The organism is Nesterenkonia xinjiangensis (assembly GCF_013410745.1).
Lineage (GTDB): Bacteria > Actinomycetota > Actinomycetes > Actinomycetales > Micrococcaceae > Nesterenkonia > Nesterenkonia xinjiangensis.
Genome location: NZ_JACCFY010000001.1, coordinates 2087498 through 2101751, shown reverse-complemented (window position 1 = coordinate 2101751; position 14254 = coordinate 2087498). Strand labels below are relative to the sequence as shown.

At 67.3% G+C, this 14254-nt stretch carries 12 protein-coding genes; 3 read left to right on the top strand and 9 right to left on the bottom strand.

What is annotated here, in order from left to right:
- Positions 1-392 precede the first annotated feature (392 nt).
- The 3 genes from HNR09_RS09540 to HNR09_RS09530 are packed head-to-tail and all read right to left on the bottom strand — an operon-like array spanning position 393 to position 2514.
- Positions 393-1208: a hypothetical protein gene (locus HNR09_RS09540; protein WP_179541821.1), complete on the bottom strand. Its 816-nt coding sequence runs from the start codon at positions 1206-1208 to the stop codon at positions 393-395.
- Positions 1205-2092 (bottom strand): ABC transporter ATP-binding protein, encoded by an 888-nt coding sequence (locus HNR09_RS09535; protein WP_179541820.1) that lies wholly within the window; start codon positions 2090-2092, stop codon positions 1205-1207. Before HNR09_RS09535 ends, HNR09_RS09540 begins: the two co-directional genes overlap by 4 nt.
- 32 nt (positions 2093-2124) lie before the next feature.
- A complete protein-coding gene (locus tag HNR09_RS09530) occupies positions 2125-2514 on the bottom strand; it encodes a GntR family transcriptional regulator (RefSeq protein ID WP_179541819.1) in 390 nt (129 codons plus the stop codon).
- A 198-nt stretch (positions 2515-2712) separates the two neighbouring features.
- Here HNR09_RS09530 and HNR09_RS09525 point away from each other — a divergent pair, with 198 nt between their 5' ends.
- Positions 2713-3543, top strand: a complete 831-nt coding sequence (locus HNR09_RS09525) for an HAD-IIA family hydrolase (RefSeq protein ID WP_179541818.1) — start codon at positions 2713-2715, stop codon at positions 3541-3543.
- A 121-nt stretch (positions 3544-3664) separates the two neighbouring features.
- Here the strand turns inward: HNR09_RS09525 and HNR09_RS09520 are convergent, their stop codons facing one another.
- Complete coding sequence (locus tag HNR09_RS09520; RefSeq protein WP_179541817.1) at positions 3665-6301, bottom strand: MMPL family transporter; 2637 nt, start codon at positions 6299-6301, stop codon at positions 3665-3667.
- A gap of 219 nt (positions 6302-6520) precedes the next feature.
- The gene (locus HNR09_RS09515; protein ID WP_218881913.1) at positions 6521-7132 is read right to left on the bottom strand and encodes a TetR/AcrR family transcriptional regulator C-terminal ligand-binding domain-containing protein; all 612 of its coding nucleotides are present in this window, start codon (positions 7130-7132) and stop codon (positions 6521-6523) included.
- A gap of 38 nt (positions 7133-7170) precedes the next feature.
- Here HNR09_RS09515 and HNR09_RS09510 point away from each other — a divergent pair, with 38 nt between their 5' ends.
- Both HNR09_RS09510 and HNR09_RS09505 read left to right on the top strand, forming a co-directional pair.
- Positions 7171-7425 carry a hypothetical protein gene (locus tag HNR09_RS09510; protein WP_179541815.1) on the top strand — a complete coding sequence of 85 codons (255 nt, stop codon included), beginning with the start codon at positions 7171-7173 and terminating at the stop codon, positions 7423-7425.
- A gap of 9 nt (positions 7426-7434) precedes the next feature.
- The gene (locus HNR09_RS09505) at positions 7435-9096 is read left to right on the top strand and encodes an anthranilate synthase component I family protein (protein ID WP_179541814.1); all 1662 of its coding nucleotides are present in this window, start codon (positions 7435-7437) and stop codon (positions 9094-9096) included.
- A 15-nt stretch (positions 9097-9111) separates the two neighbouring features.
- On the opposite strand, the gene HNR09_RS09500 is transcribed toward HNR09_RS09505, so the two are convergent.
- The 4 genes from HNR09_RS09500 to cls all read right to left on the bottom strand — a co-directional run bounded on the left by HNR09_RS09500 (position 9112) and on the right by cls (position 14216).
- On the bottom strand, positions 9112-10128 hold the full coding sequence (locus HNR09_RS09500; RefSeq protein WP_179541813.1) for a CNNM domain-containing protein: 1017 nt from the start codon (positions 10126-10128) through the stop codon (positions 9112-9114).
- The gene (locus tag HNR09_RS09495) at positions 10125-11477 is read right to left on the bottom strand and encodes a hemolysin family protein (RefSeq protein ID WP_179541812.1); all 1353 of its coding nucleotides are present in this window, start codon (positions 11475-11477) and stop codon (positions 10125-10127) included. Before HNR09_RS09495 ends, HNR09_RS09500 begins: the two co-directional genes overlap by 4 nt.
- Before the next feature lie 267 nt (positions 11478-11744).
- On the bottom strand, positions 11745-12536 hold the full coding sequence (locus HNR09_RS09490; RefSeq protein ID WP_179541811.1) for a hypothetical protein: 792 nt from the start codon (positions 12534-12536) through the stop codon (positions 11745-11747).
- Positions 12537-12722: 186 nt separating this feature from the next.
- Complete coding sequence (gene cls / locus HNR09_RS09485; RefSeq protein ID WP_179541810.1) at positions 12723-14216, bottom strand: cardiolipin synthase; 1494 nt, start codon at positions 14214-14216, stop codon at positions 12723-12725.
- Positions 14217-14254 lie beyond the last annotated feature (38 nt).

The following is a 14254-nucleotide window of genomic DNA, read 5'->3' as shown; positions in this document are numbered from 1 at the left end:
GCCACAGACCTTTCAGGCCGCACGCCGGGCCACTTGTGCGTGAGGTCACCGAACTGTCCCCGACCTCCTGGGCGCGGCGCTGACGTGGAGGGATCCGCGTTCACATGGACAGCTCGCCTGAATCCCCCTCGAAGGTCACCAAATTTCAGGAAACTCCCAGGGATTATCAGGCGAACCATCAAGATAGGTCCCTAGAGTAACTATCACCTCATCAAGGTGCGAGTGATACGAGAACCCCGAGCTGACCGCTCATATGCGTCCCCCTCACGCAGGTCAGCTCGGGGTTCTCCCCTTTCCAAGACAACCTGGGCCCTGAATCCCAGCCCTGGCAGACCGAAGAGGGCGCCCTCCCGAAGGAAGGACGCCCTCAAGGGGGTTCACGACGAATCTCCTCACGCAGTCGCGCGGCGGATCATCCAGTAGCTGCCACCGGTAAGCACGGCGATCGGCAGAACCAGCCAGGCCGTCCAGCTCAGCGCTGTCTGCTCGGTCATCCACTGCCAGACCGTCGTCCAGCCTTGGGACTGGGTGATCAGCATCGCCGCCACGGCGAGCACCGCCACCAGGCCCAGAATGAGCGCCCACAGCACCGCGACGCTGAACCGCTTGTACAACATCACCGAGGCAAAGCCGACGAGCATCAGCAGCAGGCTGACCGTCGCCGCCAACAGGCCACCGGCCCACAGACCGTCGCCGATCAGGTAGGGCAGGGCGAAGTTGTACAGATGGATGCCGTACCCGTCGGTCCACTGCTCGATGGCGGCGACCAGGCCGAAGGCGATGCCGAACCCCACCGAGACGGCGAGGAAGGCGAGGAAGGTGCCGATCACGTAGACGCGCCGGCTGTAGCTCAGCGCCAGCGAGAACGGGAAGTTGTGCGTCCCCGCGTACGCCGCCATGAACAGCAGGCACCAGAGCGCCGCCTGGGAAGCGCCCGTGTAGATGGGGTCCTGGGCCGCGATCCGGTCATCCGATATCGCGTCACCCCAGAATCCGATCACCAGAGCGATCGCCCACGAGGCCATGAACACCAGCAGCGGCACCCAGATGAGGGTCGGGACGATGAACTGCAGGCGGAAGGCGGCCGGGATGCGCGCGTAGCTGGAGCGCGACCCCGGCATGACCTCACGCGCATCAGCGGTCGGTGCTCGATCGTCGATCCTCGATGTTCCGGCCTGCATCCTCTGCTCCTTGATCTCGAGACTCATCGTGCGACCTCCTTCTGCTCCCGTTCGGTGAGCCGGACGACCAGCTGCTGCAGGGAGACCGGCACGACGTCGAGGTCCAGCACCTCGACCCGACGGCGATCGCCGTCGTCGAGGGCTCCCAGCACCGTGGTGCGTGCCATGCGGCCCATGGTCTCCTCGTGCAGGACCTCCCGGCCGGCCGCAATCTCCGCGACGGCCTCAGCTCGACCGACCAGCGTCACCGCCCGGTCGCGCAGGTCCTCGACCGGTTCGTCGAGGATGATCCGCCCCTGATCGATGAGCACCACGTTCTCGATGAGATGAGCGACCTCGTCGATCAGGTGCGAGGAGAGCACGATGGTGCGGGGGTGCTGAGCGTAGTCCTCCAGCAGCCGGTCGTAGAAGAGCTGCCGCGCCACGGCGTCGAGGCCCATGTAGGGCTCGTCGAAGAACGTGACCTCTGCTCGGCTGGCCAGACCGATGATGACGCCGACCGCGGAACGCTGGCCGCGGGACATCTTCTTGATCCGTGTCTTGGGCGGAACCTTGAAGTCCCGGATCAGGCGGTCGCAGAGCTCCTGATCCCACTGCGGGAACGAGAGCGCGGCCGCCCGGAAGGCGTGGTGCGCCTTGGCGTCGTCCATGTACTGCTGCTCTTCACGCACGAAGCAGATGTGCGGCAGGATCTGTTCGTTCTCGTGCGGGCTCTTGCCGAAGACGCGGATGTCTCCGGCAGTGGGCCAGTCCTGCGCGGTGATCAGGGACATCAGCGTGGTCTTGCCGGCTCCGTTGCGGCCCAGCAGCCCATGGATCATGTTCTTCTCGAAAGCGACGGACACCTGGTCCAGCGCCATCGTGTTCTTGTAGCGTCGCGTGACTCCGCTGACTTCGATCGCGGTGCTCATGGACGCCTCCTCTCCTGGTGACGGGATGCCGCTCAGCGATCTGCGCGGCTGCGGATCATCTCGATGACGGCCTCAGTGGTGAGCCCGACTGCGCGGGCCTCGGTGAGCATCGGGTCGAGGTAGTGATCGGCGAACTGCTGACGCCGTTCGGCTCGAAGGACCTCACGGGCACCCTCGGCGACGAACATACCCAGACCGCGCCGCTTGATGAGGATCCCGCGGTCTACCAGCAGGTTGACCCCCTTGGCCGCGGTAGCCGGGTTGATGCGATGGAACGCCGCGAGCTCATTGGTTGACGGCGCGCGCTCACCTTCGGCGAGCGCGCCGTCGAGCACAGATGCCTCGACGTGCTCGGCGATCTGCACGAAGAGTGCACGGCCTTCTTCCACTGCCTCACCTTCCTTCAGGAGTTCACCCAGCATATTCCAGTTCACCACCTCTGTGGTTCATTACTCCACTAATTAACCACAGAGGCGAGGATCCCGTCAAGGGCCCCCGCGAGGTTGAGCTGGTGAGTTTCCGCCGGAATCGACCTGGGGATCGCCGCATTTGGGCGGAAACACACCAGCTCAACGAGGACGGGCATGGGCAGCGCGGCAGGGACTGCATAGGATGAAGTCATGAACGGTGACTCTGTGGAATGCTGGCTGACCGATATGGACGGCGTGCTCGTCCGTGAGCACGAGGCCCTCCCGGGGGCCGCGGAGCTGCTGGAGCAGTGGCGCCGCAAGGACCTCCCCTACCTGGTCCTGACGAACAACTCGATCTTCACCGCCCGAGATCTCAGCGCCCGACTGCGCCACTCTGGCCTGGTGGTCCCGGAGAACCGCATCTGGACCTCCGCACTGGCCACGTCGACCTTCCTGGCCAACCAGATCTCGCCGGAGTCGAACGCACAGGGCAGCTGCTATGTGGTGGGCGAAGCGGGCCTGACCACCGCGCTGCATGAGGCCGGATTCATCATGACCGAGACCAATCCTGACTACGTGGTCGTCGGCGAGACGCGCAACTACTCCTTCGAGGCGATCACCAAGGCCGTGCGGCTGATCAACGACGGTGCCCGGTTCATCGTGACCAACCCGGACGCCACGGGCCCCAGCTCGGAGGGCGTGCTCCCGGCCACCGGCGCGATCGCCTCACTGATCACCAAGGCCACTGGGCGCGACCCCTACGTGGTGGGCAAGCCGAATCCGATGATGTTCCGCTCCGCCCTGAACCACCTGGGGGCCCACTCGATGCAGACGGCCATGATCGGTGACCGCATGGACACCGACATCGTGGCCGGGATGGAGGCCGGCATGCACACCATCCTGGTGCTCTCCGGACTCTCCAGCCGGGCGGACATCGCGGACTTCCCGTTCCGCCCCAACCGCATCATCGACGGGGTCTTCGAGCTGCTCGACGAGCCGCTCATCGGCGACGCCGACGTCGACGTGCGCGGCTCCGCCTGAGACGGACCCAGAAGCACATCGAGTGGCCGAGAATCCCGACACCTGACCCCGCGACGCGGCGTGTCGTCGGGGACGTGGGGTGATTCTCGGCCACTCGATGCGTTGGGTCGGCAGTCCGGCCTCAGCGCCTATCGGGGCCGGCGTCGACCGGTTCCGCGACCCGGGCCGAGTCCTGCTCCGCCGAATCCTGCTCCGCCGAGTCGGCGCCGTCCCAGTCCTCGACCTCCATGACCTGACGCTCCAGCGCCGAGCCCTCGACGTCGACATCGGGCAGGAGGCGGTCCAGCCACTTCGGCAGCCACCATGCGGCGGGGCCGGCCAGGTGCAGCAGGGCCGGCACCAGCACCAGGCGCACCACGAAGGCATCGAGCAGCACGCCCAGAGCCAGCGCCAGACCGATGGAGGTCACCATCGGATCGTCAGTGAAGATGAATCCGGCGAACACCGAGCCCATGATCAGCGCCGCTGCGGTGACCACGGAGCGCCCAGCATGCAGGCCCTTGCGGACCGCCAGCCGCGCCGAGTCCCCGTGCGCGTACGCCTCCCGCATACCGGAGCCGGTGAAGAGCTGATAGTCCATCGCCAGCCCGAAGAGGATGCCCACCATGATGATCGGCAGGAAGGTCAGGATCGGCCCCGGCTCGGTGATGCCGAACAGCTCTCCCAGCCATCCCCACTGGAACACGGCGACCACGCCGCCCAACCCCGCGGCGAAGGAGCCGACGAAGCCCAGGGTGGCGACCACCGGCAGCAGAATGGACCGGAAGACCATGATCATCAGCAGCAGGGACAGCCCGACCACGACCACCAGGTAGAGCGGCAGCGCATCGGCGATGACCTCGGAGATGTCGATGTTGGCCGCCGTCATGCCGGCCACGGAGACCTCCACGTCGGCGAACTCCTCGCCGGTGAGCACCTCATCGCCACGCAGGTCATGAACCAGCTGCTCCACTGACTCCGAGGCGGGCCCCTCCTCCGGGATGACCTGGAAGACGGCGACGTCGTCACTCTCGTTGATCGCGGCGGGGACGACGGCAGCGACGTCGTCGCGCTGATCCAGCTCCTGAGCTACGGCGATCCGGAGATCGGTCGCCTGCCCCGCGCTGAGCCCCTCAGGCAGGTCAGCGACCATCAGCAGCGGTCCGTTCTGACCGGCGCCGAAGGCCTCTTCCGTGGCCACATAAGCCTGGTAGGAGGAGGAGTCGGCGGACTCTGAGCTCGCGTCAGGCAGACCCAGGCGCATGGAGAAGGTTGGAATCGCCAGCACGGCCAGTCCCACGAGGGCCAGCGCGGCGATGCCGAGCGCCCGCGGGGTCTTCATCGGCTCGGTGATGCGACGGGCCTTCCGCAGCCCGATGTACCGGCGCTCCCTGCGGGCGAGGATGCGTCGGCCGGTCAGTGAGAGCGTCGCAGGAGTCATGGTGACCGCCATCAGCACGGCGATGAACACGCAGACTGCGGCGATGGAGCCCATCAGCCCCAGGAACCCGATGCCCGTGACGTTGAGGGCGAGCAGGGCGATGATCACCGTCGCGCCGGCGAAGACGACGGCATTGCCGGCGGTGCCGTTGGCCAGGGCGATGGAGGCGCGCAGCTCCATGCCGTCCTTCATCTGGTTCCGGTGCCGGTGCAGGATGAACAGGGCGTAGTCGATGCCGACGGCGAGGCCGAGCATCAGCCCCAGGATCGGCGTCACACTCATCATGTCCACGAACCCGGACAGCGACATCGCGCCGGCGACGCCGATGCCCACGCCGATCAACGCATTGAGCAGCGGCAGGCCCGCACCGATGAAGGTGCCGAGCATGACCAGCAGCACGACCGCGGCGATCATCAGCCCGATGACCTCAGCAGTGCTGAACAGGTGCGGCATCTCGAAGGCGAGGTCGCTGGAGGGCAGGATCTCCACGCCGTCGATCTGTGTGTCGGCGAGCTCGTCGGAGACGAGGGTGAGGTCCCCGGTGCCCACGGACTGCAGCTCCTCGTGGAAGTTCACTGTGAGGATGGCGACGTCCTCGTCGGCGGAGACGGTCTGCACGGCGTCGGTGAGCTCCATCATCTGCTCGCCGCGCTCAAGCTCCCGCTCGCCGGTCGCCATCTCCTCCTCCCCGGACTCCAGCTCGTCTTGAGCAGCGTCGAGCTCCTCACGGCCGGCGTCGAGCTCGGCCTGCTGGGCGTCGAGCTCGGCCTGTGTCGCATCAAGCTGGGCCTGCGTGGCCTCGTCGTGGCCGCCGGGCGGAGCCTGGGCGAAGGCGTCGTCGAGCTCCTCCTGGGCCTCATCGAGCTGCTGCTGGCCGGAGTCGAGCTCGGCGTAGCCGTCCTCGACCTCTTCACGACCGGCCTCCAGCTCCTCCTGTCCGGTGACGAGCTCCTGGCGGGCCTCGGTGAGCTCCTCCTCGCCCTCGGCGCGCTCCTGGGCGCTGACGAACGGGTCGGTCACGCTGTTGACCGGGTCCAGGGCCTCGAGGTCCTCAGTCAGGCCGGCGACCGCGTCGCGCTGCCCCTCAGTGAAGGACCCGCCGTCCTCGGTCTGCAGCACGGCGATCGCGCTGCCGCCGCCGGCGTCGGGGAGCTCCTCGGCGAGCCTGTCCGCCACGCGGGTGGTCTCCAGGTCAGGCAGCGTGATCTGGTCGGTGAGCTGACCGCCGAAGGACAGGAAGGAGGTGACGGCGATGGCCAGCACGGCGAACCAGGCGGCGATGACCGTCTTGGCCCGGCGGGCGGCGAAGAGTCCGAGTCGGTGGAGGAGTCTGGCCATGGGGTGGTGTCCGTCTCCGTCGAGAATGGCAGGAAATGATGAGGAAGATGACGCGCTTCAGCGACACTCAGCACGCAGGGTGCGCGAAACCCCGGCAGGCTCGCCGCACTCTCCTAGGATAAACGGAACGAGCCGTCTCACAAATACGTCGAGATGATCCAGGACTGAAATGCGAGCAAGATCACTTCAGCGCTTCGGTGCGGCAGGCGCCACCCTGGATCACCGCGTGCGGGCACCGTCCAAGGCGGTGTCGACCAACGCATGAGCCCAGGCGGCCTCCGGCCGACCGCTGGTGAGGAGGCGCAGCACCAGCGGAGAGGCGATCGCCGCGGCGGCGGAGCTGGCGTCGAGGTCGGCACGCAGGTGCCCGGCCTCCCTCTCCTGGCGGAGCCGGTCCGCCACCGGCGAGTCCTCCCAGATGCGGGTGACGGCCTGGAACCCCTCATTGTGCGCGGCTCCGGCCAGCAGCGCGGAGATCAGGCTGCGAGCCATGGACCGATACCCTTCGGTGAAGGCCTCGTCGAGGGTCTGGTCCACCCACGTGTGCAGGTCGGCGCGCAGGTCGCCGGTGTCAGGGACCTGCGCGAAGTCAAGCTGCAGGTGCCCGGTGAGCAGGGCCTCCAGCACCACGGCGGCCTTCTGGGGCCACCAGCGGTAGATCGTCTGCTTACCCACCCCCGCCTCGGCGGCGATGCCCTCCACCGTGAGATCGTCATACTCCAGATCTCCGCAGGTCAGCAGCCGGGCAGTGGCGGCCAGCACCGCCTGGTGCGCGGCAGCGCTACGCGGCCGGCCGCGGCGGGTCTCTGCGATGGGCACGTCCTCAGTCACGCCCGTCATCGTATCGGGTGCCCAGTAGACTGGTGCCCATGCCCGCCGACCCCTCGCGCCGCCCCGGCTCGGAGCCAGACCCAGGGCCCGCCCGATCCGTCCAGACCAGCCGCCTGTCCTGGTTCACGCTGATCGCGGGCTTCTGCATCGCCGCCACCGGCGCCTACTTCCTCTGGATCGGGCATGACTGGACGTGGTTCTCGGTGCTGCAGGTCGCCGTGGGGATCTGGATGATCGGCGACGGCGGCCGCCATCTGCTGCGACGCCGACGCCTCCTCGGCAGGGACGGCTGACGCACGTCCATGGACGAGTCTCAGCACGCCGGCGTCGGAGATCTGCCGACGGTGCACCGCCACCGGTTGGCCGCCGCTCTGCCGGAGGACGCCGCGATCCTGCTCTTCGAACGTCTGTCCGCCGCCATGCCCACGGCACCTGCGGCTCTGCTGGACTCCAGCGACCATGCCCGCACCGCGGCCCTCGAGCGCAGTCGGCGCAGCATCCTGGCCTTCTCCGCCGGACCGTGCGCCCTGGAGGTGCGCCACCACGACGGGGTCACGGTGGAGCACCATCCGGACCACTCCCAGCAGCCTCTGCGCCGCACCGAGGGCCCGTTCTTCTCCTGGCTGCGCCAGGCCTGGCCACACAAAGGTTCGCCCGCAGGCCGGGCCGAAGCCCAGGGCTCCGGAGAAGGCCCTGCTGAGCCCTTCCAACTGGGCTGGCTGGGCTGGCTGGGCTATGAGCTCCGTCGCGAGGTCGGCTCCCCTGATCTACCCTCCCCGGAACCGGCCTCCCCGGAACCAGCCTCCCCCGGACCGCACCCCCGCGGCCACAACGTTCAGGACGCCGGTGCCCCCTCGGAGACCCCCGACGACGACGCCCACCTCTTCCGCGCCACCCATGCGGTGGTGATCGACCACGCGGCCGACCAGGTGGAGATTCAGTCGCTGGGTGCAGACCCCGAGTGGCGGGATCACGTGGCGCGGCTGGTCGCGGCCATCACCACCGAGGACGCCGTCGCCCCCGCATCCCCAGCTCCTCACCTGCGGGAGATGCGCGTGCGGGACACCCGCCGGGAGCACCTGGCGGCGATCGCGGAGACGCAGCGAGAGATCTATGACGGCAACACCTACGAAGCCTGTCTGACCACGGCGGTCACCGGGCTCGCCGCGGCGGACGAGGCCGATCCAGTGGCGCTGTTCCGGCGGCTCCGGGCCGCCAACCGCGCCCCGTTCACCCAGCTGCTGCGCCTGGGCCCCGGCCGCCGAGATCCGGCGCCTGCGGGCGAGGGCCGGCCGCAGGCGGGACGGCAGGGGTTCGACGTCGTCTCCACCTCGCCGGAGCGCTACCTGAGCATCGACGTCGCCGGCACCGTGCGCTCCGAGCCCATCAAGGGCACCCGGCCGCGCGGTGAGGACCCAGAGACCGACGTCGCTCTGCGCGAGGATCTGGCCGCGCACCCGAAGGACCGTGCGGAGAACGTGATGATCACAGACCTGGTGCGCAACGACCTCTCGATCCATGCGATCCCCGGCACACTGCGGACCGAACGGCTCTGCGCCGTGGAGTCCTACCCGACGGTCCATCAGATGGTCTCCACGGTCAGCGCCCGGATCAGCCCGGAGACGGCCCGCGCCGACGTCGTCGCCGCCGCGTTCCCACCCGGTTCGATGACGGGGGCGCCGAAGATCTCCACCATGGACATCCTGCAGCGACTGGAGACCGGACGACGCGGCCCCTACTCCGGGGTCGCCGGCTATTTCAGCACCACCGGATCGGCGGACCTGTCAGTGCTGATCCGCACACTGGTGATCTCGGCCCAGGCGCAGGACGACGTCGTCGGCCTCCATCTGGGCCTGGGCGGGGCGATCGTGGCGGATTCAGACCCGGAGGCCGAATGGGACGAGGTGGTCACCAAGTCCGCCGGAGTGCTCGGCGCCCTGGGCACGGAGTTCCCGCACCGCTGAGCTGGAGTCGGCAGCTCACTGAATCCTCGAGACTCCCGGCCAGAGCTCGTCGAGGATGTCCTTCCACGTGATGATCCCCACGATCCGTCCAGGGGCTTTGATGACGGCCAGCTGCTCACCAGCGGCCCGCATTTCCTGCAGCGCGTCGTAGACGGTCGTCCCCGAGGCGATGACCAGGACTGCGCGTGCCACGCCCTGCACGAGGTCGTCAGGGTCAGCCCGGAGGGTGTCTCGGACGTGGACCACCTGAAGGCGGGATGGGGAAGGCACCTCGATCAACACTCGCAGGCGGCGAGACTGTCGGCAGGCCTCCTGCACGTCTCCGGCCGTCGAACCGGCCGGCAGGAGCGGCACCTCCCGGGCGTGCGCCTCGACGATCTCGTCCACAGACCTGACACCCAGGCCCAGAAGATCGGATATCTGCCGCCCGGACTCAGCATCGAGAGTACCGGCTTCGGTGGAGTGTTCCACGAGAGTGCGGATCGTCTCCGAGTCGTACCCGGCCGCCGCGGCTCGGTCCACCGGCTCTACTCCCGCAGCTTTCACGAGCCGGTTGGCCAGGGCGTTGATCAGCCGGAGAGCCGGCCCCAACAGCCTGACCAACAGCTGAGCAGGCAACGCGATGAGAGTGGCTGATCGTTCCGGATCGGCGATCGCCCAGGACTTGGGCGCCATCTCCCCGACCACTAGGTGGAGGAACGTGACGATCAGCAGCGCCAGGGTGAAGGCCACGACGTCGGCGACCCACACAGGCAGGAACGCAAGGAGAGGCATGAGCAGGTGGTGCACGGCCGGCTTGGTGATCGCACCGAGCGCGAATGTGCATGCCGTGATGCCAAGCTGCGCGGCAGCGAGCATGACCGTCAGCTGGTCGAGCCCGCGGACCGCAGCTCGAGCGGAGGCGCTGCGCTGCGCCTTGTCCTCGAGACGATGCCGACGGGCGGCCAGCAAGGAGAATTCGACGACCACGAAGAACGCGGAGAGGGCGATGATCACCGCCGTGCCCAGCAACGGGAGCAGCCATTCGCTCACAGCTCAGCCTCCTTCAGCTCCACTGTCACAGTGTGCGGCACATGGCGTTGCACCGTACATACCTCGACATCGAGCCAGCGGTGCAGGGGAGGCTCATCGGCCATCGGCACTCCGGCCCAGGGAAGGTCGATGCAGATCCGGTCTCCGGGGCTGGGAAGCCCTCCGGCCTCATGGATGATGAGCCCTGACAGGGTCTCGAAGTCCCCGCGCGGCAGATCGTGACCGACAGCGCGCTCAACCTCGTCGACGTGGACTGCGCCCTCCATCTGCCATGCACAGCCACCGATCGGGACGATGGCGAGCGGTATCTCCTCGTCGTGCTCGTCCGTGAGCTCCCCCAGGATCTCCTCGGCGAGGTCCTCCAGGGAGATCACCCCGGCGAACCCTCCGTACTCGTCGATCACACAGGCGAACTGGGACCGGTGGCAGCGGAGCTCCTCCACGGCTTCGGGCATCGGCATCAGGGTCGGCAGAATCACGGGCGGTCGCATCAGCTCAGTGACTGGAGCGCTGCGCGGGTGTGACGTGGCCAGGACATCGAGGAGGTGCACGACGCCGACGGGAGCGTCCGCGGCGTCAATGATCGGGTACCGGGTGTGCTCATCGGCCATGAGCTCCCGCACCTCGCCGATGGTCGTATCCGGAGCCACGATTCCGGCCTGGGTGCGTGGAATCATGGCGTGCTCCACATCGTGGTCAGGGAAGTCGAGCACCCGGTCGAGCACCAGGAAGAGATCCTCGGGCAATTCTCCGCTCTGCCGGGATTCGTCCACGATATGCTCCAAGTCATGTACGTCGGCCGTGGAGTTGACGTCGTGGACCGGCTCGATGCGGAGCAGTCTGAGCAGGGCGTTGGCAGATCGGTCGAAGAACATGATGAGCCACCCGAACACCGCAAGATACATTCGCGTCGATCCCGCCAACCGCAGGGCGAGCACCGTGGGGTTCGCGATCGCGTAGTTCTTGGGGAAGAGCTCCCCGAAGATCATCTGCACCACGGTAGAGACGGCAAGCGCGACGACCGTACCGACACCGACGGCCGCGGCGCGGGGGACGTCAGCCATGCTGAGCAGGTCCCCCAGCGCCTCCCCGACCAACGGCTCAGCCACGTAGCCCACGAGCAGCCCGGTGACCGTGATACCCAGCTGGGCACCGGAGAGCATGAAGGACGTGCGATCTGTGACTTCAAGAGCCCGTGACGCGGCAACATCCCCGGAAGCCGCACGGGTACGCAGCTGAGTCCGATCCACGGACATGTAGGCGAACTCCTGGGCCACGAAGTACGCGTTTGCCGCGATGATCAGCAGGATCACGAAACAGCCCAGCGCGAGGAGCAGGATGGCCGTCATATACGGGCCCTCTCCTGGGCCGCGTCGAGGAATCCGGCCTGCGGGAGACCGGCACCGTGGATGAGGCTGCCGGGACGATCAGCGGAGATTTCGGCCGTCCGTCCTCGGGGACGAACGACCAGGAGTTGATCGTGATCCACGGGGGACTCGGGCCCTTTCGTCGGTGGTCGGGAGAGACGATCTCAGCATAGCGGGTCAGCGCCATAGAGGTCTTCAGCTGCACACCGTCGACATCCCGAGCGTCCCGGAGCTGCGCCCGGCGGCTGCTCAGCCGGTGCCGAGGCGTGCGTCGATCTTGGCGGACTGCGCCTCGACGACCTCGTCGAAGGTGGCGGCGTCGACGTTGACCGCACTGATCATCAGCAGATTGCTGCCGAGGTCACGGGTAGCGGAAAATCCTTCTATCTCGACAGTCGAGCCGTCGGACTCCACTCCCATCTCCATGGTGAGCCCGCGGAATCCCCCTGCGGAGAAGGCGTCGAAGTCGATGGTGTCCGCACCGTCCTCGAGGCGTCGTCCTTCACAGGCGTCGAGCACCTCGTCCCAGATCTGAGCACTGTCCACGGGGTTCGTGAAGCTGAGCATCCACAGGTAGACCCGCGCCTCGCCGGCGGGCCGGTCGCGAAGCGCCTGTCGGATCACGCCGTCCTGGGGATCGTCGCCGACCAGGTGCTCGTTGATCCCGTCCATCTGGCGAGCGCACTCGTCTTCCCCGAAGCCACTCACGTAGGTGTCTCCGACGACGCCGATGTGCTCGTGGAAGTAGTCGACCCCGCTCTCCTCGAGGAAGGAGTCGGGATCGAAGGGGAACTCATCCTCCTCCAGCAGCAGCGTGGAGATCTCCTCCTCCAGCAGAGGACCCAGACCGGCAGCAGCCTCGACAGGGGTGTCGTCAGCCTCGAGAGTGGCGTCCTGGATCTCGTCACCCTGATCCGCATCCTCCTGCGGCCCGGACTCGGCGGACGAGACTGCGGCCAACGTGTCCCGCGGCCCCGAGGCCTCCTCCCCCGCGGCGCACCCGGTGAGCGCGAGCAGGCCGGACAGCAGTGCTGCAGGCACGGCGGATCTCCGTGCGCCGGACATCATTGCCGGCGGCACCATGCGATCTCGGCTCATCGCCCCTCCACTGGTGGCCTCACCTGGGTGTCTGTCCTGCGTGCGAGCGCGCCTCAGCGTCGAACATCAGCTCAGCATGGCGCAGACAACCTCTGACAGTACCTCATCCGTGGAGGGCCCGCGATGGTGTCACTGCAGGGCGGCGGTGAGCCGGAAGACGTTGTCCAGGTATCGCACGTGCCAGGGACGCTGCCTCCACTCCTCCAGATGCAGCTCCGTCGAGATCGCCATGTAGCCGGCGAACACCTCCTCCACCTCCAGGACCTTCTGCTCGTCGGCCACCATCAGCGTGACCTCCAAGTTCAGCGAGAAGGAGCGCATGTCCATGTTGGAGGACCCGATGACCATGACGTCGTCGTCGATGATCATGAACTTCGCGTGGAGCACGTCCGGGTCCGGGTAGCGGAAGATCCGGACCCCAGCGGCCAGCAGCGCCTCATAGTAGGACTGCTGGGCGTGCTGGACGGTGAACTGATCGGCCTTCTTCGAGACGAGCAGGATGACCTCCACATTCCGGTGCGCAGCATTGGTGACCGCGTAGAGCAGCGAGTCGTCGGGCACCAGATAGGGGGTGCAGATGACCAGTCGATCGGTGGCCTGATAGATGAGGTCGTTGAACAGGCGAAGATTGTTCTCATCGGTGAAACCGGGGCCCGAGGGGACCACCTGGGCCAACGCCCCGCCTGCGGCCGCCTCGTCGGCCTCAGTGTCCACCAGCAGCTCCTCACCCAGGTTCTCCCCGGTCTCGGCGTACCAGTCCGAGGCGAAGACGATGTCCAGGCCTGTGACGGCAGGTCCGGCGAGGACCACATTCAGCTCCACCCAGCGGCGCCCCATCCGGAAGGCCGAGGGGCGCTGATAGTGCGGCTCGATGAGGTTGGTGGACCCCGTCAACGCCTTCTCCCCGTCCACCACGACGATCTTGCGGTGGTTGCGCAGGTCCAGCCGGGAGAACCGGCGGCGCAGCGGCCGGACAGGCAGCACCCGGTGCCATTCGATGCTGGAACGCTTAAGCCTGCGTTTGAGGCGGTGGTATCCCTTGACTCGCATCGTGCCCAGATGGTCATAGAGGAACCGCACCTGGACCCCGCGCTCGGCGGCGCGCTCCATGGCGTCCAACACCGGGCCGGCATACTCGGAGTCGTCACCGACGATGTAGAAGAGCACATGGACGTAGTCCTCGGCCCCGTCGATGGCTTCGACCATCCACTCGAAGGACTTCTTGTAGTCCGAGATCAGCTCGATGCGGTTGCCCTCCTGGATGGGGAAGGCACCGAGCTTGCGGTTCAGCGCGGCAGTGGCGCCCAACTGCTCGTCCTTGTCCCGCAGCTGGTCAGACAGGTCCATGTGGCTGGTCGCCTCCAGCAGGGACTCGTTGATGCTGCGCTGACGCTCCTGACGCCGTGCGGAGAGCTTGTTGCGGCCGATCAGCAGGAACAGCGGCAGGGCGACGATCGGGATGAAGAAGATCGCCAGCAGCCAGGCCATGGCGGTGTTGGGCCGGCGGTTGTCAGGGATGATGCCGAGCACGGCGAGTCGCACACCGACCTCGAGCACGAGGATGATCAGCAGGATCCACTCAGGGAGTCCCTCGATCCCCAGCCCGCTCAGTGGCCACAGCATCGTCAGCTCCGTCCGTCTCTCATCGTCGCTCCGCCCTG

What these genes read in the sequence shown, in the direction of transcription:
- HNR09_RS09540 (WP_179541821.1), bottom strand. Translation starts at nt 1,208, where the DNA reads ATGAGTCTCGAGATCAAGGAGCAGAGGATGCAGGCCGGAACATCGAGG.
- HNR09_RS09535 (WP_179541820.1), bottom strand. Translation starts at nt 2,092, where the DNA reads ATGAGCACCGCGATCGAAGTCAGCGGAGTCACGCGACGCTACAAGAAC.
- HNR09_RS09530 (WP_179541819.1), bottom strand. Translation starts at nt 2,514, where the DNA reads ATGCTGGGTGAACTCCTGAAGGAAGGTGAGGCAGTGGAAGAAGGCCGT.
- HNR09_RS09525 (WP_179541818.1), top strand. Translation starts at nt 2,713, where the DNA reads ATGAACGGTGACTCTGTGGAATGCTGGCTGACCGATATGGACGGCGTG.
- HNR09_RS09520 (WP_179541817.1), bottom strand. Translation starts at nt 6,301, where the DNA reads ATGGCCAGACTCCTCCACCGACTCGGACTCTTCGCCGCCCGCCGGGCC.
- HNR09_RS09510 (WP_179541815.1), top strand. Translation starts at nt 7,171, where the DNA reads ATGCCCGCCGACCCCTCGCGCCGCCCCGGCTCGGAGCCAGACCCAGGG.
- HNR09_RS09505 (WP_179541814.1), top strand. Translation starts at nt 7,435, where the DNA reads ATGGACGAGTCTCAGCACGCCGGCGTCGGAGATCTGCCGACGGTGCAC.
- HNR09_RS09495 (WP_179541812.1), bottom strand. Translation starts at nt 11,477, where the DNA reads ATGACGGCCATCCTGCTCCTCGCGCTGGGCTGTTTCGTGATCCTGCTG.
- cls (WP_179541810.1), bottom strand. Translation starts at nt 14,216, where the DNA reads ATGCTGTGGCCACTGAGCGGGCTGGGGATCGAGGGACTCCCTGAGTGG.